The sequence below is a fragment of the Nocardia sp. NPDC051030 genome (assembly GCF_040683015.1).
Lineage (GTDB): Bacteria > Actinomycetota > Actinomycetes > Mycobacteriales > Mycobacteriaceae > Nocardia.
Genome location: NZ_JBFBCD010000005.1, coordinates 477,204 through 498,914 on the forward strand (window position 1 = coordinate 477,204; position 21,711 = coordinate 498,914).

The following is a 21,711-nucleotide window of genomic DNA, read 5'->3' on the forward strand; positions in this document are numbered from 1 at the left end:
ATAAGCGATCAACGCAACACGCCTCTTTCTGCATCGAGAATCCGGGCATCGTCACAGTGACGTTTCAGCCCCGACCTCGGGTCTGGGGCTTTTTCAGAGCTTGGACTGCTCCATCAGACTCACAATTCGCTCCAGATCATCGATCGAACCGAACTCGACGACGATCTTGCCCTTACGCTTGCCGAGGCTCACCGAAACTCGGGTGTCGAAGGATTCCGACAGCCGCTCCGCCACATCCTGCAAACCCGGCATCTGGATCGGCTTACGCTTCGGCGCCGGGGGAGTGGCCGCCGAATCCGGATTCGAGTTGGCCACCTTGACGGCTTCCTCGGTGCTCCGAACCGACATGCCTTCCGCGACGATCCGCGCGGCCAATGCCTCCTGCGCCTCCGTACCGCCCTCCAGTGCGAGCAGCGCGCGGGCATGCCCGGCGGAAAGCACACCGGCCGCGACCCGGCGCTGCACCGGAATCGGAAGATTCAGCAGGCGAATCATATTCGTCACGGTCGAACGGGAACGGCCGATTCGCGAAGCGAGTTCGTCGTGGGTGACATCGAATTCCTGGAGCAGCTGCTGATATGCCGCGCCCTCTTCGAGCGGGTTCAGCTGCACGCGATGGATGTTCTCCAGCAACGCATCCCGCAGCATCGCCGAGTCCGCCGTCTCGCGCACAATGGCCGGAATGGCGGTGAGTCCCGCCTCCTTGCTGGCCTTGAGACGCCGCTCGCCCATGATGAGCTCATAGCGCGGATTCGCGCCCGCCTCGACCTCGCGCACCACAATGGGCTGCATGAGGCCGAACTCCTTGATGGAGTGCACCAATTCGGCGAGCGCCTCGTCGTCGAAGACCTTCCGCGGCTGCTTCGGGTTCGGCACGATCTGCTCGGGCGGGATCTCCCGATACACCGCGCCCGCATCCAGACTGTCGACCGGATCCGGAACGCGATGCAGATAGGCCGACGCCGGTTGCGGGCCGATCGGATCGATGCCGATGACGACGTTGGCGGCGGCACTACCGAGGCCCGGAGTCGCGGCGGCGAGCCCCGGTGTCGCTGTGGGCCCGGTCGGGATCAGCGCGGCAAGACCGCGTCCCAGTCCACCCTTCTTCGCCTGGCTCATCGGTCTACCGACCCCTCTCATTGTTCGGACTGGGCACTACACACCGGATTCTGCGCCAGGCGAAGTCGCCGGCGCAGCTTGGCGCGCCGAACGCGCCGCCATCTCTCGTCCCGCATCCAGATAGCTCATCGCACCGCGCGAACCCGGATCGTAATCCAGGACCGTCATGCCATAGCCGGGCGCTTCGGAAACCTTCACGCTGCGGGGGATGACCGAGCGCAGCACCGCCTCACCGAAGTGACTACGCACCTCCTCGGCCACCTGATCGGCGAGCTTGGTGCGACCGTCGTACATGGTGAGAACGACGGTGGAGACATGCAATTCGGGATTCAGATGCGACTGCACCAGACCGATATTGCGGAGCAGCTGACCCACACCCTCCAGCGCGTAGTACTCGCACTGGATCGGGATCAGCACCTCCTTGGCGGCGACCATCGCATTGACGGTGAGCAGACCCAGCGACGGCGGGCAGTCGATCATCACATAGTCGATGTCGTACCCGGCGAGATTCGCCTCCTGGATGGCGGCCTTCAACCGGCCCTCGCGGGCGACCATCGAGACGAGTTCGATCTCCGCACCGGCGAGGTCGATGGTGGCCGGAATGCAGAACAGCCGTTCATTGTGCGGGCTCTGCTGGATGGCGTCACTCACCGTGCACTCGCCGATGAGCAGTTCATAGCTGGAGGGGATGCCCGAGTGGTGCTCGATGCCGAGCGCGGTCGACGCATTGCCCTGCGGATCGAGATCGATCACCAACACCCGCATCCCCTGGATCGCCAGGGCGGCGGCCAGATTCACGGTGGTGGTCGTCTTACCCACGCCGCCCTTCTGGTTCGCGATGGTGATGACGCGCTGCTCCTTGGGGCGGGGAACAGTCGCGTTGGTGTGGTGCAGCACCTGGCTCGCGCGCTGCGCCGCGGCGGCGATCGGAGTCTCGGTGGGGGAGATGTTCCCGAACGGGGTGCGGTTGAATTCCTCCGCATCGAACGAACCACCATCGAGCATGCCGGGCACCCGGGACGTTGTTTCCCGTGAAACATTCGCCGGACCGTTGGACATACAGGCTCCTAACCCCGAGAACTCAAAGACACGTGGCCGAGCTGATTTCCGCACCTGAGGCCGATCATCACGCAACGCTGCGAAGTCACCGAGAGGGTGCGAGGTGCGAGATCGATGCCCATTCCGAAGCCGTTCCCAGCTGATCGCCAGCCGATTTCGAGCCGGTGCCGGGCAGCAGGTCTGCGTTCACGCTCGACGATCACTAGCTTGCCAGTAGGAGACACAATACGGAAGTTGAAAGGCAACTAACCGAGTGCGACACGCGAATCTAGCAACCCGACATCAACTCTGGGGCATGTTTCACGGGAAACATGACACACGCGGGAGATGAGGCGGGACATGTTTCCCGTGAAACATGCTCGGGGGGAGGGAATGCGGGGGAGCCGTGTTTCACGGGAAACATTGAAGTACGGCAGCGAACCCCCAAGCCGAGGGTCGGGGACCAACTGTCACTGTGACGATCGAGAACGCGGGCCGTCTTCTCGATCTCGTTGAGTCAGCGGCGCTTCGACTTCGAACCGCGGCGCTCGGGACGGGGGAGCCGCTCGGCGCTGATCACCACGGTGGGTGTCTCCAGAACTCCCACACCGCATTCCAGGACTTCGGCGCGACCCGCGCCCGCCTTGGTCAGATCCGCACGATCGCGTTCCAGTTCCTCCGCGGCGCTGATTCCCTTGAGCGCCAGCATCCGTCCATTGTCGCGGACGAGGGGCATGGACCAACCGGCCAGCCGAGCCAGGGGAGCGACCGCGCGGGAGGTCACCACATCCGCGCCGCCGGCTTCCTTCTTCACGCCCGGCTGCTCGGCCCGGCCGCGCACGACGGTCACATTGTCGAGGCCCGCCTCCTCGATGAATTCGGAGAGGAAGACGGTGCGGCGAAGCAGCGGCTCCACCAAGGTGATCCGGAGATCGGGCCGGGCAATGGCGAGCGGGATGCCGGGCAGTCCCGCGCCGCTGCCGACGTCCACCACGGTCGCGCCCTCGGCAATGAGGTCGCCGATCACCGCGCAGTTGAGGATGTGCCGATCCCACAGCCGGGGCACCTCGCGAGGTCCAATCAGTCCGCGCTCCACCCCCGCACCGGCGAGCGCGCGGTAGTAGAGGCGCGCCTTGTCGAGGCGGTCCCCGAAGACGACGGCGGCCGCGGCGGGTGGTTCGACGAGAACCTGATCGGTCACTTCGATGCCTGGTTCCACGTGAAACATCCTTCCTCGGGCGGAGCGCAACTGACTGAAGACAAGAGTAGGGCCCCCGGTCATGTCGACCCGGGGGCCCTGCCTTTACTACTGACCGCGTGTCACGCGGCCGATGAATCTCATTCGGGGAGAACGACCACGCGGCGGTTCGGCTCGACGCCTTCGCTCTCGCTGATGACACCCTCGAGAGTGGCGACCGCGTCGTGCACGATCTTGCGCTCGAACGGGGTCATGGGGGAGAGCGCCTCGCGCTCACCGGATTCCAGCACCCGCTTGGCGGCCTCGATGCCGAGGGCGCCCAACTCGGAGCGACGGTTGGCACGCCAGCCCGCGACATCCAGCATGAGCCGGCTGCGAATGCCAGTCGCCTGCTGCACGGCCAGCCGGGTGAGCTCCTGGAGCGCGTCCAGGACTTCGCCGCGACGGCCGACCAGCTTCGCCAGATCCTTACCGCCGTCGATGCTCACAATGGCGCGATCGCCCTCGACATCGAGATCGATATCGCCGTCGAAGTCGAGCACATCGAGCAGCTGCTCCAGATAGTCGCCCGCGATCTCACCCTCTTCGATGAGCGCTTCCTCGGTATCGGTCGCGGCCTCTGCCGCGGTGGCCGGTGCCGCCGTCGCAGCCGTCACAGTGGGGTCCCCTCCGTCGGTTTCAACAGTCATGGTTGTTTCCTTCATCTGGAGTTGTCGGCGCTACGCGCCGTAGAAGATTCAGCGACGGCGCTTCTGATTGGCGCGACCACGATTGCCGGACCGCTTCTTATTGCCGGTCTGCCTGGCGGCACCGTTCTGCGAAGCCTGCGGCGCGGCCGCCTTCTTCGTGGTGTCCACCGCATCGGTCACCGCATCCTCCTTGGGAGCAGCGTCCTGCTTGGGAGCGGCATCCTGCTTCTTGCGGACATCGACCGGCTTCGCGCCCGGCTTCGGCGCGTTCTGGGCCCGGCGCTCCAGCGCCTGCGCCTTCTTCTCTTCCTCTTCCGCTTCCATGCGGCCGAAGACGAGGTGCTGCTGCGCGTAGGTCCAGATGTTGTTGGAGACCCAGTAGATCAGGATGGCGATCGGCAGGAAGGGACCACCGACGAGCACACCGAGCGGGAACACCCACAGCGCCAGCTTGTTCATCATGGCGGCCTGCGGGTTGGCCGCGGCCGCTTCGCTCTGCCGCGCGACCGAAGCGCGCGCGTTGAAGTGCGTCGCCAGGCCCGCGATGATCATCAGCGGGATCGAGACGGCCGCGATGGCCACCTTGCTGGGCACCCCGCCGTAGTCGGCAAAGGACTCGAGCACCTTCATCGGCTCGGTGATGAAGCCGGACAGCGGAGCGCCGAAAAGCCGTGCGGTCAAGAAGGACTGAACGTCGCCGACACCGAAGATGTAGTTCGGGGTGTGCGCATTGTCGTAGGCCGACATGCCAAGCTGACCGATACCGGTACCGGTGCGGTTGAACGAGCGCAGCACATGGAACAGACCGAGGAAGACCGGCACCTGCAGCAGCACGGGCAGGCAGCCCATGAGTGGATTGAAGCCGTGGTCCTTCTGCAGCTTCTGCATCTCGACCGTCATCTGCTGACGATCGTTCTTGTACTTCTTCTGCAGTTCCTTGATCTGCGGCTGCAGCTCCTGCATCTGCTTCGTGGTGCGGACCTGCTTCACGAACGGCTTGTACAGCACCAGCCGCAGTGTGAACACGAGGAACACAACGGCCAGCGCCCAGGCAATGCCACTGTTCTTGCCCAGCGCGAACCCGAAGACTTGGTGCCAGAACCACAGAATGGCCGACACCGGGTAATAGATGAAGTCGAGCACGGCTCTATGCACTCCCGTCGTTCGTATCGCCGGTCACCGCGGACGGTGACCCTTCAAAAGCTGATGCCGCGTGCCGGTGTCGCGCGTGTTGCGACTTCTCCGGTACGGGGTCCCACCCACCAGGGTGCCAGGGCGCACATTTCGCCAAACGAACGGCTGCCAGTCCGAGCCCGACGAACAGTCCGCGGGTGCGCAGCGCGGTCACCGCGTACTCGCTACAGGTCGGAGTGAACCGGCACACCGGCATGCGGGTGGGGGAGATGTAGGTCCGATACAGCTCGATGAGAAATATCAGAGCTTTGGCCGGTAACCGGGCAGCGGCGCGCAGGACATTCATGAGTCGGTGCCGGCTGTCCCGGATTCAGTGTGGGATTCACTGATCACGGCGAGAGTGCCGAGTTTGCGTAGACCGCCCCGCATCTGCCGTTCCAATTCGGTGGAGGGAGCGTCCGCCGCGCCCGGCAAGGCGCGAATGACAATGTCCGCGCCGCTCGGCAGGTCGACCGCCAAGCTTGCGCAGATATGACGCAGGCGGCGGGCCACCCGGTGGCGAACCACCGCTGGACCCACCGCCTTGCTGACGATCAGACCGAAACGCGGACCGCCCGTCCGAATGGACGGCGATTCCGTGTTCGTCTGATCGTCGTGTAGCAGTACGTGCACAACGAGATCCCGTCTCCCGATCCGCCGGCCCTGACGCACCGTCCGGGAGAAGTCGGTACGACGATGCAGCCGATTGGGCTCAGGCAGCACCTGAGCGTCCGTCGGAGTACGGGCTGATGGGGGATCGGAGACGGCACGGCGAGCAGAACATGCGCCGCATCCGGGTTACCGAATCAGGCCGTGAGAGTCTTGCGGCCCTTTTCACGGCGCGCCGACACGATGGCGCGACCCGCACGGGTACGCATCCGGAGACGGAAGCCGTGGACGCGCGCCCGACGACGGTTGTTCGGCTGGAACGTCCGCTTGCCCTTGGCCACGGTCAACACTCCTCTAGGTGGTGGGCGTCACGGTGACGCCCGAAGCTTTTTCGGTGAAACGGTGTGCATCGCGAGAAATCAGGAGATCTCTCGGTGCGCAATACCCTTGTCGGCACGGGCAGCAGGCAGCCGCCACCGCACCATAGGGTGACTGTAGAAGGGTACTGACCCACTGGACATGGGTCAAACTCGGGGTGAACGCGGGCATTCGCGCTGCTGGTCCGGCCTTCGTGGCGCTGCCATCGCAGTCTATCGGGCGTGGCGTCCAGGCGGTTCGTGTGTCGCGGGGGGATTCGTGTACGGTCCTTTCCAGGGCTCAGCGAGACCGCGTGAAGTGTTGCCAGCTAGTAGCTGGAGAACCGCAGGTACGCGCCCGATTCGGGGGAAACGCCGCGAAATGACGCGCATCCCCAGGTTGTCCACATCTGTGGATAATTGTGTGGAAATACCCCTGGAGTGGCATATTCGTAGGGCCGACGGTACCTCGCCATGCCCGGTCAACGGGGGTTAGCCGAGCAGTGCACGCCGTCTGCTCCTATCGACCTACATCCGGGGAGGACGACGTTCGTGGACGACGAGCAGAATGTGTTGACCGCTGTCTGGCCAGAGGTGATCGCCGAGTTGGCGGGCGGCTCCGCCGACGGTGAGATACAGCCGGTCAGCAAGGCGCACAAGGCCTGGCTCGGCATTATCGAACCGATCACCTTCGCGCAGGGATTCGCCCTGCTCTCGGTGCCCGGCACCATGGCCCAGGAGGTCGTGGAACGCGATCTGCGCGAACCCATTCTGCGTTCCCTGGCCCGCCGCGGACTCCAGGTCGAGGGCCTCGGCGTGCGCATCCGCGCCCAGCAGAACTCCCCGGTCGACCGCTCCCCGAACGCGCCCCGGCACGCCCGGATGACCTCCCGCCCCGAACGTCCGCGTGAGCCTGATCACCAGCAGATGGGGTACGCGCCCGCGGCTGCTCAACCGTCGCCGGCCCCCCGTCCACAGGACCGCTACCAGGGCACACAGGAGTACGAGGCACCCCGCTACCTGCCTCCCCAGGACTACCCCGTCGAGTACGGCGACCGCGATGCTTATCCACCTGTGGAATTCGGGCAGCCGCAGATGGCCGAAGAGTTGCCGGAAGCCACTCCCGAGCCCCAGCAGCCCTCCCGCAGGCGGGACAATCGCGCCCCGGCCATGCCGCCGGGACAGGAATCGCTGTTCTCGCCCGAGCCGGACCCGGAAACCATGCAGCCGCAGCGCCGGATGCAGGAAGAACCTCGCCGGATGCAGGACGAGCCCAGGCGCATGCAGGACGAGCCGCGCCGGATGCCGGATGAGCAGACCGCGCGCCGACCGGTGGACGTGGACGACGACCACGACGACGAGCCGGTGGTCAATGCCCGCAATTCCTGGCCGACCTACTTCAACAAGTCGCCCGAACGCGAGACCTCGCAGCCGTCCTCGGCCAATAGCCTGAACGCCAAGTACACCTTCGAGACCTTCGTCATCGGCGCGTCCAACCGGTTCGCGCACGCCGCGGCGGTCGCCATCGCGGAGGCTCCGGCGCGCGCCTACAACCCGCTGTTCGTCTGGGGCGCTTCGGGTTTGGGCAAGACGCACCTGTTGCACGCGGCCGGCCACTACGCGCAGCGATTGTTCCCCGGCATGCGAGTGAAGTACGTGTCCACCGAGGAATTCACCAACGACTTCATCAACTCGCTGCGCGACGACCGGAAGGTGGCGTTCAAGCGCCGCTACCGGGAGACCGACATCCTGCTGGTGGACGACATCCAGTTCATCGAGGGCAAGGAAGGCATCCAGGAGGAGTTCTTCCACACCTTCAACACCCTGCACAACGCGAACAAGCAGATCGTGGTGTCCTCGGACCGGCCGCCCAAGCAGCTGGCCACCCTGGAGGAACGCCTGCGCACCCGCTTCGAATGGGGCCTGATCACCGACGTGCAGCCGCCGGAGCTGGAGACGCGGATCGCGATCCTGCGCAAGAAGGCCCGGATGGACCGCCTGGATGTGCCACACGACGTGATGGAACTGATCGCCACCCGGGTGGAGCGCAATATCCGTGAGCTCGAAGGCGCGCTGATCCGGGTGACGGCGTTCGCGTCGCTGAACGGGCAGCCGCTGGATCTGTCGCTGGCCGAGGTGGTGCTGCGCGATCTGATGCCGGACGCGGCCACCATGGAGATCACGGCGTCCACGATCATGGCTGTGACCGCGGAGTACTTCAACACCACGCTGGAAGAGCTGACCGGTCCGGGTAAGGCCCGGCCGCTGGCGCAGGCCCGGCAGATCGCCATGTACCTGTGCCGCGAGCTCACCGACCTATCCCTACCCAAGATCGGCCAGGCCTTCGGCCGCGACCACACCACGGTCATGTACGCCGACAAGAAGGTGCGCAAGGAGATGACCGAGCGGCGCCGGGTATACGACCAGGTTCAAGAACTAACAGCCCGAATTAAACAGCGTTCGCGCTGATCCACAGTCCACAGGCCCTCACGTCACTTGACGTGGGGGTCTTCTGTTTTCCGGGTTGTGGATTCCTCGAGGACTCCTCGAGGATGGCTTGTGGATTCCTCGAGGAATCCCACTGTTATGCACCGGTTTGCGCACAGGTCGCTACTAACAGCGGTGCACAACCGGTAGTGCACAGTTCCCACAGGTGGATTCATCCTCGAGGGCTGACCTGCCCGGATCCCATTTGTCCCCTGTGGATTCCTCGAGGAGTCCCTGTTCAGTCCTCGAGGAATCCTCGAGTTGTCCCCCGATTCATGCAGATGTTGGCTACCGGGGCGGAAACCGGGGAGCAACTCGAGGATGGCTCGAGGATGAATGTGTACTAAGGGCTTCGCTCCACAGTCGCCCGGAGTTCATCCTCGAGTCACCCTCGAGACATCCCCATGCCGCCGCGCCCTCCGAACTGCGGAAACCGGCGAAGTCCACAGTTTCCACACGACCTACTACTACTTCATTTCTCTCCTTAGAGAACTCTCTTCTAAAACAGGTGTGTGGAAAGTCGGTCTGGGAGTGAACGGTTCGAGGGGTAGCCCCTCCCGACTCGAACGAGGCATGGAGGAGAAGGAGTCGAGGAGGCTCGGCCGAGCCGTTCGCCTCCGATGCGTCCCTGTCCGCTTTCCCGGATAGCCCGGAGGGTCGGAGTAGGCGTGTGCCCGCTACGCAGGTACGGTCTCTCCTGTCGGTGCCCTGTGCCAGACTTTCGTTGGGGCGACCGATTCAGCACTCGTGAAGAGATTCCGCCTGCACGACCGGCGCTCGATGCGCCGAGACATCACGTACGCGACTGGGAGAGGACAGACCGGGCGATGGAGCTTGCAAGCATGAAGTTTCGGGTCGCTCGCGAGGACTTCGCCGAATCCGTAGCCTGGGTGGCCCGAAGCCTGCCGTCGCGGCCTCCGGTGCCCGTGCTCGGTGGCGTGCTCCTCGTGGCCGACGAAGATGGCCTGACGGTCTCCGGCTTCGACTACGAGGTCTCCGCGCAGATGCGGGTGGCGGCCGAGGTCGCGGGGCCCGGACAGGTGCTGGTGTCGGGTCGCCTGCTGGCGGACATCACCAAGGCGCTGTCCAACAAGCCGGTGGATGTGTCGGTGGACGGCACTCGCGTGCTGATCGCCTGCGGTAGCGCCAAGTTCTCGCTGCCCACCATGCCGGTCGAGGATTATCCCCAGCTTCCCGAACTTCCTCCCCAGACCGGCGAACTCGGCGTGGACCTGTTCTCCGCCGCCGTCGGTCAGGTGGCCGTGGCCGCGGGCCGCGACGACACCCTGCCGATGCTCACGGGCATCCGGGTGGAGATCGAGGGCCCCAAGGTCGTCCTGGCCGCCACCGACCGTTTCCGGCTGGCTGTGCGCGAGCTGGAGTGGAATCCGGGGCGCGCCGATGTGGAGACCGCGGTGCTGGTCCCGGCTCGCACCCTGTCCGAGGCCGGTAAGACGCTCGGATCCTCCGACAAGCCGGTGCAATTGGCGTTCGGCACCGGAAGCGATGGCCTGCTCGGCATCGTGAACGGCGGCCGCCGCACCACCACGCGCCTGCTCGATGCCGAATTCCCCAAGTTCCGCCAGTTGCTCCCCAAGGAGCACACCTCCATCGTCACCGTCGCGGTGAGCGTGCTGACCGAGGCCATCAAGCGTGTGGCCCTGGTGGCCGAGCGTGGCGCCCAGGTGCGGATGGAGTTCTCCGAGGAGGGCCTGCTGCTCTCCGCCGGTGGCGATGACGCCGGTCGCGCCGAGGAATGGCTGGAGGCCGACTTCCGCGGTGAGCCGCTGACCATCGCCTTCAATCCGGGCTACCTGGTCGACGGCCTGTCCGCGCTGCACACCGAGCGGGTCATCTTCGGATTCACCACTCCGAGCCGTCCGGCGGTTCTGCTGCCGGCGCCGGAAGAGGATCCGCAGCAGCTGGATTCGGGTTCCTTCCCGGCCCTGACCGGTAGCTACGTCTACCTGCTGATGCCGGTCCGACTGCCCGGCTGACCTGTGCACAGTGTTGACAAACCTGTGAAAAAACCGGTGCGACTGGGGTTTTCACTAAAAGACTCCGTGCGCGCGCTCATGGTGGACTGACCGGATGTACGTGCGGACACTGTCGCTGCGCGATTTCCGGTCCTGGGAAGCTGCCGAGCTCGAACTAACCCCTGGTAGAACGGTTTTCCTGGGGTCCAATGGGAATGGCAAGACCAATCTGGTCGAGGCCGTCGGCTACTTGTCCACACTCGGTTCACACCGGGTGTCGGCCGATGCGCCACTGATCCGGATCGGTGCACAACGCGCCCGCATCGGGGCGACTGTCGTGAACACGGGCCGTGAGCTGCGCGTGGACATGGAGCTGAATCAGGGCGTCGCGAATCGCGCTCAGATCAACCGTTCTCCGGTGCGCCGCCCCCGGGAGATCCTGGGGATACTCCAGACCGTTCTGTTCGCGCCGGAGGATCTGTCGCTGGTGCGCGGTGATCCGTCCGAGCGCCGCCGCTTCCTGGATGAGCTGGCCACCGCGCGACTGCCGCGGCTGGCGGGTGTGCGCGCAGATTACGACAAAGTGCTGCGGCAGCGCTCGGCCCTGTTGAAGACCGCGGGACGCAATGCCCGTTCCGGTTCTCGCGGTGCGGAATTGAGCACCCTGGATGTGTGGGACGGGCATCTGGCTGTGCACGGCGCGGTGCTGCTGGAGCAGCGGCTGCGGCTGGTCCACGAACTTTATCCACATCTTGCACAGGCCTATGGATCAATCGCTCCGGAGTCCCGACCTGCGTCTATCGCGTATCGAAGCGGTTCGCTCCCAATGGAATTCCTTGATCCCGAACGTTCTCCACAGCCTGAGGACACCGCCGAACTCGAAGCAATCCTGTTGCGCGAGTTGGGGATAGCCCGCCAGAAGGAGCTCGAACGCGGGGTCTGCCTGGTCGGCCCGCACCGCGACGATTTGGAGCTCATGCTGGGCTCGGCTCCCGCCAAGGGTTTCGCCAGTCACGGCGAATCCTGGTCCTTCGCACTGGCTTTGCGGCTCGGCGCGTTCGAATTACTGCGGACCCAGGGCACCGATCCGGTCCTGATTCTCGATGACGTCTTCGCCGAGCTGGATCGCCGTCGGCGTACCGCGCTGGCCTCGGTGGCGCTCACCGCCGAACAGGTCTTCATCACCGCCGCCGTCCCGGAGGACGTCCCCGCCGAACTCGACGCCGCCCCGATGCGTGTGGAAACCACCGGCGAGGCCGACCACCGCGCCTCCCGCATCGTGGAGTCGAACGGGCAGCTGGCGTGAGTGCGACACCACCGCGTGGCCCGGATCGGTGTGTCGGTGCGATGCGGCAGAATCTCGGAGGACCAGCTGATCGAGGAAAGGGTGTTGTGCATGGCTGACCAGCCGGAACAGCGTGAACCCGCCTCGGGAGGCAGTGCCCCGAACGGCAGAGGCAGTGCCTCGAATGCCTCGAACGGCAATGGCCCGGAGCCCGAGCTGCGCGGCGTCGATCTGGCGCGTCGGGCACTCGAGGAGGCTCGGGCGGCGGCCAAGGCGGCCGGTAAGTCGGTGGGTCAGGGTCGTTCGTCGCCGACACCGCGTAAGGGCGGGATCCGGGCATTGCGGCGGCGGGGTTGGTCGGGTGCGGGTCCGGACGATCGGGATCCGCAGACTTTCGCGTCGCTGACCATGAAGCTGGCCAAGGGCCGCGGTTGGTCGGGCAAGGTCGCGGAGGGCACGGTCTTCGGCCGCTGGGAGGCGGTGGTGGGGGAGGACATCGCCTCGCACGCCAAGCCGGTATCGCTCGAGAACGGCGTGCTGAGCATTCAGGCCGAGTCGACGGCGTGGGCGACGCAGTTGCGCATGTTCCAGTCCCAGATTCTGGCGAAGATCGCGGCCGCGGTCGGCCATAACGTCGTCACCTCGCTGCGTATCAACGGCCCGACCGCGCCGAGCTGGCGCAAGGGCGAGCGGCACATCAAGGGCAGGGGCCCGCGCGACACGTACGGGTAGGCGCCGGTTTCACGTGGAACGTCGCTGGAATTTCGTAGATCGTCGCGAACCCTGTCGCTAACGCCTTTCGGCCCTCGTTCCGGGGCTGGCGGGATCGCCCGCTGAAGCTCTCCGACCCCCCGTCGCCCATGACCGGACATATCGTTGGTCGATTTCACGCACCTACGGCGCAGTCAGGGGTGTCATAGGTGCATTCTGTGTCGGTCGTACCAGTAGGATGGGGGAGTAACTAGCGGCGATACCTCCCGGCGCGTTCCGCAGCGCCCGCGCGTGGCTTCCGTAATTCTCGAGCAGACACTGCACCGAGGGCCCCACGTGTGCCGGATGCACTGTGCCGGGAGGATCAGCAAGTAAGGAGAGCTACCGACCAGTGGCTGCCATGGACTCCAACGCAGACGGCTCGAACAAGCCCAAGTCAAGTAATTACGGCGCCAGCTCCATCACCGTCCTCGAGGGACTCGAAGCCGTCCGCAAACGGCCCGGCATGTACATCGGCTCCACCGGTGAGCGCGGCTTGCACCACCTCATCTGGGAGGTCGTCGACAACTCGGTCGACGAGGCGATGGCCGGTTACGCCACGCGGGTCGATGTGACCCTGCTGGCGGACGGCGGCGTCGAGGTCGTGGACGACGGCCGAGGCATTCCGGTCGCCATGCACGCGCAGGGTGTGCCCACCATCGAGGTGGTCATGACCCAGCTGCACGCGGGCGGCAAGTTCGACTCCGATTCCTACGCGGTGTCCGGCGGTCTGCACGGTGTCGGCATCTCGGTGGTGAACGCGCTCTCCAGTCGCCTCGAGGCGGATGTGGACGTGGACGGGTACCACTGGACGCAGGAATACAAGGATTCCAAGCCCGGCAAGCTGGTGCAGGGTGAGGCCACCAAGCGCACCGGTACCACGATTCGCTTCTGGTCCGATCCGACCATCTTCGAGACCACCACGTACAACTTCGAGACGGTGGCTCGCCGCCTGCAGGAGATGGCGTTCCTGAACAAGGGACTCACCATCACCCTCACCGATGAGCGGGTGGCGGAGAACGACATCACCGACGACGTGGTGAGCGATACCGCCGAGGCCCCGAAGCACGTCGAGGAGGGCGCGCCGGCCGCCGCGCCGAAGGTGAAGCACCGCACGTACCACTACCCGGGCGGGCTCGAGGACTACGTCAAGCACATCAACCGCACCAAGACGCCGATCCACAATTCGATCGTGTCGTTCAGCGGTAAGGGCACCGGGCATGAGCTCGAGGTCGCGATGCAGTGGAACTCGGGTTACTCCGAGTCCGTGCACACCTTCGCCAACACCATCAATACGCACGAGGGTGGCACCCACGAGGAGGGCTTCCGCGCGGCGCTCACCACGGTGGTGAACAAGTACGCGAAAGACAAGAAGCTCCTCAAGGAGAAGGACGGCAACCTCACCGGTGACGACATCCGTGAGGGCCTGGCCGCCATTGTCAGCGTGAAGGTCTCCGAGCCGCAGTTCGAGGGGCAGACCAAGACCAAGCTCGGCAATACCGATGTGAAGGGTTTCGTGCAGCGTGCCTGCAACGAGCATCTGACGCATTGGTTCGAGGCCAATCCGGCCGATGCCAAGACGATCATGCAGAAGGCGGTGTCGTCGGCGCAGGCCCGGATGGCCGCCCGGAAGGCGCGAGAGTTGGTGCGCCGCAAGTCCGCCACCGATCTCGGTGGCCTGCCGGGCAAGCTGGCCGACTGCCGCTCCAAGGATCCGGTCAAGTCCGAGATCTACATCGTGGAGGGCGACTCCGCCGGTGGTTCGGCCAAGTCCGGCCGCGACTCGATGTTCCAGGCGATCCTGCCGCTGCGCGGAAAGATCATCAATGTCGAGAAGGCACGCATCGACCGCGTGCTGAAGAACAATGAAGTGCAGTCGATCATCACGGCTTTCGGCACCGGCATCCACGACGAATTCGATATCGCCAAGCTGCGCTATCACAAGATCGTGCTGATGGCCGACGCCGACGTGGACGGTCAGCACATCTCGACGCTGCTGCTCACGCTGCTGTTCCGTTTCATGCGCCCGCTGGTCGAACAGGGTCACGTCTACCTGGCGCAGCCGCCGCTGTACAAGCTCAAGTGGCAGCGCACCGAGCCGGAGTTCGCCTACTCCGACCGTGAGCGCGACGGGCTGCTGGAGGCCGGTCTGGCCGCCGGCAAGAAGATCAACAAGGACGACGGCATCCAGCGCTACAAGGGTCTCGGCGAGATGAACCCGAAGGAGCTGTGGGAGACCACCATGGATCCGAGCGTGCGGGTGCTGCGCCTGGTCACCCTCGACGATGCGGCCGCGGCCGACGAGCTCTTCTCCATCCTGATGGGTGAAGATGTCGAAGCGCGCCGTAGCTTCATCACCCGCAATGCCAAGGACGTTCGGTTCCTCGACGTGTAGCGGAGTAGGGCCCGGGGGTTCGATTCCCCCGGGTCCCCCCTGCATTCGGAACCATCCAAAAGACTTCCTACGGAGACCAATTCATGACTGAGACTTCGCTTCCGCCTTCGGGTGGCGACCGCATCGAGCCGGTCGATATCCAGGCCGAGATGCAGAACTCCTACATCGACTACGCCATGAGCGTGATCGTGGGCCGTGCGCTGCCCGAGGTGCGTGACGGCATGAAGCCGGTGCACCGCCGGATCCTGTACGCGATGTACGACAACGGGTACCGCCCGGACCGCAGCTATGTGAAGTCCGCGCGCCCGGTCGCCGACACCATGGGTAACTACCACCCGCACGGTGACACGGCGATCTACGACACCCTGGTGCGTATGGCACAGCCGTGGGCGCTGCGCTATCCGCTGGTGGACGGTCAGGGCAACTTCGGTTCGCGCGGCAATGACGGCGCGGCCGCCATGCGTTACACCGAGTGCCGCCTGACCCCGCTGGCCATGGAGATGCTGCGCGAAATCGACCACGAGACGGTCGATTTCATCCCGAACTACGACGGCAAGACCCTCGAACCGGTCGTGCTGCCGAGCCGGGTGCCCGCCCTGCTCATGAACGGCGCCAACGGTATTGCCGTCGGTATGGCGACGAACATTCCGCCGCACAACCTCAATGAGCTCGCCGAGGCCATCTACTGGGCGCTGGACAACCATGAGGCCGACGAGGAATCCACCCTCGCGGCGTGCATGGAGCGGGTGAAGGGTCCGGACTTCCCGACCCGTGGCCTGATCGTCGGCACCCAGGGCATCAATGACGCGTACACCACCGGCCGTGGTTCGGTCCGCATGCGCGGTGTGGTGGAGATCGAGGAGGACGCCCGCGGGCGCACCACGATCGTCATCACCGAGCTGCCGTACCAGGTCAATACCGACAACTTCATCAATGCCATCGCGGAGCAGGTGAAGGACGGCAAGATCGCGGGTGTCTCGGACATCCACGACGAGTCCTCGGACCGTGTCGGCATGCGCATCGTGGTCACGGTCAAGCGTGACGCGATCGCGAAGGTGGTGCTGAACAACCTCTACAAGCACACCCAGCTGCAGACCAGCTTCGGCTGCAACATGCTGTCGATCGTCGACGGGGTGCCGCGCACGCTGCGCCTGGATCAGATGATCCGGTACTACGTCACCCACCAGTTGGAAGTGATCGTCCGGCGCACCAAGTACCTGCTGCGCAAGGCCGAGGAACGCGCGCACATCCTGCGCGGTCTGGTGAAGGCGCTCGACAAGCTGGACGAAGTGATCGCGTTGATCCGTCGTTCGGCCGATACCGAGACCGCGCGCACCGGCCTGATGCGGCTGCTGGAGATCGACGAGATCCAGGCGACCGCCATCCTCGATATGCAGCTGCGTCGCCTGTCCGCCTTGGAGCGGCAGAAGATCCTCGACGAGTTGGCCAAGATCGAGACCGAGATCGCCGATCTGAAGGACATTCTGGCCAAGCCCGAGCGGCAGCGCAGCATCGTCCGTGACGAATTGCAGGAGATCGTCGACAAGTACGGCGACGACCGCCGCACGAAGATCATCGCGGCCGATGGCGATGTGCAGGACGAGGATCTGATCGCCCGCGAGGACGTGGTCGTCACGATCACCGAGACCGGCTACGCCAAGCGCACCAAGACCGACCTCTACCGTTCGCAGAAGCGCGGCGGCAAGGGCGTGCAGGGCGCGGGTCTCAAGCAGGACGACATCGTCAGCCACTTCTTCATCACCTCCACGCACGACTGGCTGCTGTTCTTCACCAATCTGGGCCGGGTGTACCGGGCCAAGGCGTACGAGCTGCCGGAGGCCATGCGCACCGCGCGCGGCCAGCACGTGGCGAACCTGCTGGCGTTCCAGCCGGACGAGAAGATCGCCCAGGTCATCCAGATCAAGTCGTACGAGGATTCGCCGTACCTGGTGCTGGCGACCCGCAATGGTCTGGTCAAGAAGTCCAAGCTGACCGATTTCGACTCCAACCGCACCGGCGGCATCGTGGCGGTCAATCTTCGCGATGGTGACGAATTGGTCGGCGCGGCACTGTGTTCGAAGGATGACGACCTGCTGCTGGTGTCGGCACACGGTCAGTCCATCCGCTTCAACGCCAATGACGAGGTGCTGCGCCCGATGGGCCGCGCCACCTCCGGCGTGCAGGGCATGCGCTTCAACACCACCGATGAACTGTTGTCGCTCAATGTCGTTCGCGAGGGCGATGAGGGTTACCTGCTTGTCGCGACGGCCGGTGGGTACTCCAAGCGGACAGCGCTTGAGGAGTACACGGCGCAGGGTCGCGGCGGCAAGGGCGTATTGACCATTCAATACGACGTGAAACGTGGCAGTCTGGTCGGTGCGCTCATTGTCGGCGACGAGGATGAGCTGTACGCGATCACTTCCGGCGGCGGTGTCATTCGCACCTTGGCACACCAGGTTCGCAAGGCCGGGCGTCAAACCAAGGGCGTGCGATTGATGAACCTCGGCGAAGGCGATACGTTGCTCGCGATCGCGCGTAACGCGGATGAGCCCGACCAGGTCGCCGAAGATGACACCAGCGATTCGGCGAAGCAGTAGTTTCTCCACAGCAGCGGCGGCACCAAGAATCGAAGGATTCAGCATTGACCACGAATCAGCCGAATGACCAGCGTGGTCACGCGAACGGCGTGACCGAGAGAATCGCCCCGTCTCCGATTCCGCCGCGGCCCATTCCGCGTCCGGGCGCGGGGCACGACGGCGGTGCGCCGCAATCGCCCGAGATGTCCGATCGCTCAGCCGATTTCGCGCCCGATGGCGCGCCTCGGCTGAGTGATCCGACCGATGTCACCGCGCCCGAGGCGGTGGACGACCAGGCCACCTCGCAGTACCAGGAGGGGGGCTGGTCCCAGCTGCCGCAGCGGGAACCGCAGTCCAACCTGTACCGCCCGGGCCAGGCACCCACCACCGGGCGGCCCGGCAATACCGGCGGGCTGGGTGCCGGTGGCCTGAACGCGGGCGTCTCCAATGCCCGCACCACCACCGACCTGGCGGCCAAGGCGGCCCGCAAGGAAGCCGCCATGGTGAAGTCCGTCGGCATCGACGGACCGACCCGCAGCATCGCCCGGCCGGAACTGGTGAAGGATCTGCCCGATCTGTCCGAGATGCGGCACCCGCTGCCGCCGCCGGAGCCGATCCCGCCGACCGGCCCGGTCTCGCCGTCCGCCCCCGCGGCGGTGGCGGCGGCCGCCTCCACCGGTGAGCCGCTGCGCGCCACTGTGCAACTGCGCCATATCGATCCGTGGTCCACGCTGAAGGTGTCGCTGGTGATCAGCGTCGCCATGTTCTTCGTGTGGATGCTGGCGGTCGGCCTGCTGTACCTCGTGCTCGAGGGCATGGGCGTATGGGAGCGACTCAACAGCACCTTCACCGACATGGTGTCGGACAGCTCGTCCTCGGGGCTGATCGACGCGGGCACGGTGTTCGGCTACGCGGGCGTCATCGGCTTGATCAATGTGGTCCTGCTGACCGCGCTGTCGACCGTCGGCGTCTTCGTCTACAACCAGTGCACCGACTTGGTCGGCGGCATCCAGGTGACCCTGTCCGACCCGGACTAGATCACCACTTTTCCGCAGTTCCGGAACGGTCGGTCAAACCTGCTCGCGCAGGCCTTTGACCGGCCGTTTTGCTTATCCGTGTTGTCGTACGGTAATCTTCAGCCTCGGTTCGAGTGACACACTCGAAACCGATTTCGGGCCTATAGCTCAGGCGGTTAGAGCGCTTCGCTGATAACGAAGAGGTCGGAGGTTCAAGTCCTCCTAGGCCCACTCCCGAGAATCACAGTAGGGTGGGATTCATGAAATTTCTCCTGACGATCGGCATCATCGCCGCGGTGATCTTCGGAATCAGCAAGCTGCGCCAGCGTAGCGACGCGGACCTCTGGCACGAAGTCACCGCCCGCTGATCAACAAACTTCGGGGAAATTTCCCCGTCCGGGGCCTTAGCTCAATTGGCAGAGCACTGCCTTTGCAAGGCAGGGGTTAGGGGTTCGATTCCCCTAGGCTCCACTCACACTGCGAAGCATACGAACCGCCCTCCGGGGCGGTTTTTTTCGTTCCCTCGACCACCGTTTGTGACACGGGACATCAGGCCTGGTTCCGGCCGGAAGTGGCCGTAAGGTGGCGTAATGGCTTCCGCTGAGATCTCCAAGCTGGTCCAGGCCGTGGTGGAGCCCTATCTGCTCGACGGTCCGCGCAAGTACAACCGGCGTGAGGTGTCGCAGCTGACGGGACTGCCCTCGACGCTGACCCGTCGGCTCTGGGTGTCGCTGGGCTTTCCGGCGGACCCGGACGACAACGCCATGGAGTACACCGACGCCGATATCGCCGCGGCGCAGATCTTCAGCCGGTTGAACGTGCTCGCCACCGCGGACATGCACCGGCAGTCCACTGCCGCACGCACTCTCGGACGATCCATGGCGCGGCTCGCCGAGTGGCAGGTGGACCTCGTCACCGAGGAGATCCTGGCCCGCATCGCCGACATCACGACCGCCGATCCGGAGGCCGATCCGGAGGCGGTGGCACGGGCCGCCACCGAAGAGGTGGTGGCCGAGTTGGAGGCGCTCATGTCGTACGCGTGGCGGCGGCATCTGGATGCGGCACTTGCCCGTTCGCTGGACGAGGGCGCGGTCGCGGGGGACACCATGCGCACCCTGGCGATCGGCTTCGCGGATATGGTCGGCTACACGCGATTGACCCGCCACCTGGATATCGAGGAGCTCTCCGCGCTGCTGGAGGCGTTCGAGACGGCCACCAGCAATGCGATCGTCGCCAATGGCGGCTGGGTCATCAAGAACGTCGGTGACGAAGTCATGTTCGCGGCCAATTCGGCCAAGGAGGGCGCGCGCATCTCCCTGGCCGTACAGGAGGCCGCCACCGCCTCGCACGGCGTCACCCAGGAATTGCGGGTCGGATTGGCCTATGGCGAAGTGCTGCAACGTTTCGGCGACCTCTACGGGTCGGTGGTGAATGTGGCGGCGCGGCTCACCGGTGTGGCCCGCCCGGGCACCGTGCTGATCGATGACGGTGCCGCACAGGCGCTTGCGGATGATCCGGAATTCTCGCTGCGCCACCTGGCGACGGTGCGGGTGCGTGGAATCAATCGACTGCACGGGCATGTGCTGCGCCGCAATGTGATTCGCCCGCTGGTGTGAGGCGCCGATCCACCCGTACCCGGACATGGGGGCGGGCCTCGGCGAAGGGGGGGAGTTAGCCGAGGCCCGCGTAGGTCGGCCCGGGGGGGAGGGGCCGACTGCAACGATCCTACGCGACGACTGACGTTTGCGTGGCTATCGGGGCATCGCGTTAAAAGATTTTTTCGATCGAAAGTGTCGTACCCCGGTGCGAACATGTGTTCGTGACCGGGTTGCCGACGTCGGGGAACGCTGCATCGCTTCATGTGCGCGATCTCCGACATCTCCAGAAACGGGATGACTCGGGCACTCCGGGTGGGCAATACTGGCCAATGACGTCCGGTCTTGTTCAGCAGTGTCCGTGCAGCTCAGCGTCGTTCCCGAAACGTTTCGAGGGGAATCCCGCCGCTGTCCGGCGAACCTACGAGACATCAGGAGAAGCATGCCCGACGCAATAGTCGCCGAGGGTCTGGTCAAGAAGTACGGCCGCCTGGTCGCACTCGACGGACTCGATTTATCCGTGCCCGAGGGCACCGTCACCGCCCTGCTGGGCCCCAATGGTGCGGGCAAGACCACAACGGTCCGCGTCTTCACCACCCTGCTCATTCCGGATGCGGGCCGCGCCACCGTCGCCGGTGTGGATGTCCTGAAGGACCCGCAGCTCTTGCGTTCCCGCATCGGCACGTCCGGCCAGTACGCGGCCGTGGACGAATACCTCACCGGCTTCGAGAATCTCGAAATGGTCGGGCGGCTCTATCACATGGGCACCCAGCGCAGTAAGGATCGCGCGCGCGAGCTACTGGATCGCTTCCGGCTCAGTGACGCAGCGGATCGGCCGGTCAAGGGTTACTCCGGCGGTATGCGCCGCCGACTCGACCTGGCGGGCGCACTGGTCGCGAATCCGCCGGTGCTGTTCCTGGACGAACCGACCACCGGCCTGGATCCCCGTGCGCGCCAGGACCTCTGGGATGTCATCGAGGAACTCGTGGCGGGCGGCACCACCCTGCTGCTGACCACCCAGTACATGGAGGAAGCCGACCGGCTGGCCGATTCCATCGCCGTCATCGATCACGGCAAGGTGATCGCCGAGGGCACCGCGGATCAGCTGAAGGCTCTGGTGGGCGGCGACCGCATCGAACTGGTCGTGGACCATGTGGACAGCCTCGCCATCGCGCAGCAGGCGCTGGAAGGCCTGGCGCAGGGCGAGATTCGCCTCGAACCCGGCCTGCGCCGCATCATCGTGCCGGTGGCCGACGGCTCACAGGCGCTGGTGGATGCCATCGGGCAGCTCACCAAACATGAAGTGCGGATTCACGATGTGGGTCTGCGCAGGCCCTCACTGGACGACGTGTTCCTCTCGCTGACCGGTCATGAAGCCGAAGAACTCGTCAATGGCAGTCGTACCGTCGAGGAGAAGGTCGGAGGTGCCGCCTGATGAGCGCCGTACTC

Annotated in this window: 18 protein-coding genes and 2 tRNA genes; 12 read left to right on the forward strand and 8 right to left on the reverse strand. The window is 65.1% G+C overall.

Going from position 1 to position 21,711, the window contains the following annotated elements:
* Window positions 1-93 precede the first annotated feature (93 nt).
* From AB0N05_RS19840 to rpmH, 8 genes are all read right to left on the reverse strand, one after another.
* A complete protein-coding gene (locus tag AB0N05_RS19840) occupies window positions 94-1,119 on the reverse strand; it encodes a ParB/RepB/Spo0J family partition protein (RefSeq protein ID WP_364695851.1) in 1,026 nt (341 codons plus the stop codon).
* Window positions 1,120-1,155: 36 nt separating this feature from the next.
* Window positions 1,156-2,178 carry a ParA family protein gene (locus tag AB0N05_RS19845; protein WP_364695854.1) on the reverse strand — a complete coding sequence of 341 codons (1,023 nt, stop codon included), beginning with the start codon at window positions 2,176-2,178 and terminating at the stop codon, window positions 1,156-1,158.
* Between the two features lie 496 nt (window positions 2,179-2,674).
* Window positions 2,675-3,385, reverse strand: a complete 711-nt coding sequence (gene rsmG / locus AB0N05_RS19850; protein WP_364695857.1) for a 16S rRNA (guanine(527)-N(7))-methyltransferase RsmG — start codon at window positions 3,383-3,385, stop codon at window positions 2,675-2,677.
* A gap of 110 nt (window positions 3,386-3,495) precedes the next feature.
* Window positions 3,496-4,044 (reverse strand): protein jag, encoded by a 549-nt coding sequence (locus tag AB0N05_RS19855; protein ID WP_364695859.1) that lies wholly within the window; start codon window positions 4,042-4,044, stop codon window positions 3,496-3,498.
* A gap of 48 nt (window positions 4,045-4,092) precedes the next feature.
* The gene (yidC, locus tag AB0N05_RS19860) at window positions 4,093-5,187 is read right to left on the reverse strand and encodes a membrane protein insertase YidC (protein WP_364695862.1); all 1,095 of its coding nucleotides are present in this window, start codon (window positions 5,185-5,187) and stop codon (window positions 4,093-4,095) included.
* A gap of 4 nt (window positions 5,188-5,191) precedes the next feature.
* The gene (yidD, locus tag AB0N05_RS19865) at window positions 5,192-5,524 is read right to left on the reverse strand and encodes a membrane protein insertion efficiency factor YidD (RefSeq protein WP_364695865.1); all 333 of its coding nucleotides are present in this window, start codon (window positions 5,522-5,524) and stop codon (window positions 5,192-5,194) included.
* A complete protein-coding gene (gene rnpA / locus AB0N05_RS19870) occupies window positions 5,521-5,940 on the reverse strand; it encodes a ribonuclease P protein component (RefSeq protein WP_364695868.1) in 420 nt (139 codons plus the stop codon). Before rnpA ends, yidD begins: the two co-directional genes overlap by 4 nt.
* Window positions 5,941-6,023: 83 nt before the next feature.
* Window positions 6,024-6,167, reverse strand: a complete 144-nt coding sequence (gene rpmH / locus AB0N05_RS19875; protein ID WP_084479245.1) for a 50S ribosomal protein L34 — start codon at window positions 6,165-6,167, stop codon at window positions 6,024-6,026.
* 567 nt (window positions 6,168-6,734) lie between these two features.
* Between rpmH and dnaA the strand changes: the two genes are divergently transcribed.
* The 12 genes from dnaA to AB0N05_RS19935 all read left to right on the forward strand — a co-directional run bounded on the left by dnaA (window position 6,735) and on the right by AB0N05_RS19935 (window position 21,697).
* On the forward strand, window positions 6,735-8,651 hold the full coding sequence (gene dnaA / locus AB0N05_RS19880; RefSeq protein ID WP_364695872.1) for a chromosomal replication initiator protein DnaA: 1,917 nt from the start codon (window positions 6,735-6,737) through the stop codon (window positions 8,649-8,651).
* A gap of 845 nt (window positions 8,652-9,496) precedes the next feature.
* Window positions 9,497-10,666, forward strand: coding sequence for a DNA polymerase III subunit beta (dnaN, locus tag AB0N05_RS19885; protein WP_364695875.1), 1,170 nt, complete (start codon window positions 9,497-9,499; stop codon window positions 10,664-10,666).
* Window positions 10,667-10,760: 94 nt separating this feature from the next.
* Entirely contained in the window at window positions 10,761-11,951 is a 1,191-nt protein-coding gene (gene recF / locus AB0N05_RS19890; RefSeq protein ID WP_364695878.1) for a DNA replication/repair protein RecF, read from the forward strand.
* A gap of 90 nt (window positions 11,952-12,041) precedes the next feature.
* On the forward strand, window positions 12,042-12,662 hold the full coding sequence (locus tag AB0N05_RS19895) for a DUF721 family protein (protein ID WP_364695881.1): 621 nt from the start codon (window positions 12,042-12,044) through the stop codon (window positions 12,660-12,662).
* 379 nt (window positions 12,663-13,041) lie between these two features.
* A complete protein-coding gene (gene gyrB, locus AB0N05_RS19900) occupies window positions 13,042-15,075 on the forward strand; it encodes a DNA topoisomerase (ATP-hydrolyzing) subunit B (protein ID WP_364695884.1) in 2,034 nt (677 codons plus the stop codon).
* Between the two features lie 83 nt (window positions 15,076-15,158).
* Window positions 15,159-17,672 carry a DNA gyrase subunit A gene (gyrA, locus tag AB0N05_RS19905; RefSeq protein WP_364695887.1) on the forward strand — a complete coding sequence of 838 codons (2,514 nt, stop codon included), beginning with the start codon at window positions 15,159-15,161 and terminating at the stop codon, window positions 17,670-17,672.
* 44 nt (window positions 17,673-17,716) lie between these two features.
* Complete coding sequence (locus AB0N05_RS19910; protein ID WP_364695890.1) at window positions 17,717-18,688, forward strand: DUF3566 domain-containing protein; 972 nt, start codon at window positions 17,717-17,719, stop codon at window positions 18,686-18,688.
* A gap of 136 nt (window positions 18,689-18,824) precedes the next feature.
* Window positions 18,825-18,898, forward strand: a tRNA-Ile gene (locus AB0N05_RS19915).
* 29 nt (window positions 18,899-18,927) lie between these two features.
* Window positions 18,928-19,035 (forward strand): DLW-39 family protein, encoded by a 108-nt coding sequence (locus AB0N05_RS19920; protein ID WP_364695893.1) that lies wholly within the window; start codon window positions 18,928-18,930, stop codon window positions 19,033-19,035.
* 30 nt (window positions 19,036-19,065) lie between these two features.
* Window positions 19,066-19,138, forward strand: a tRNA-Ala gene (locus AB0N05_RS19925).
* A 119-nt stretch (window positions 19,139-19,257) separates the two neighbouring features.
* Entirely contained in the window at window positions 19,258-20,283 is a 1,026-nt protein-coding gene (locus AB0N05_RS19930; RefSeq protein ID WP_364695895.1) for an adenylate/guanylate cyclase domain-containing protein, read from the forward strand.
* Between the two features lie 421 nt (window positions 20,284-20,704).
* Window positions 20,705-21,697: an ATP-binding cassette domain-containing protein gene (locus AB0N05_RS19935; RefSeq protein ID WP_364695897.1), complete on the forward strand. Its 993-nt coding sequence runs from the start codon at window positions 20,705-20,707 to the stop codon at window positions 21,695-21,697.
* Window positions 21,698-21,711: the final 14 nt, after the last annotated feature.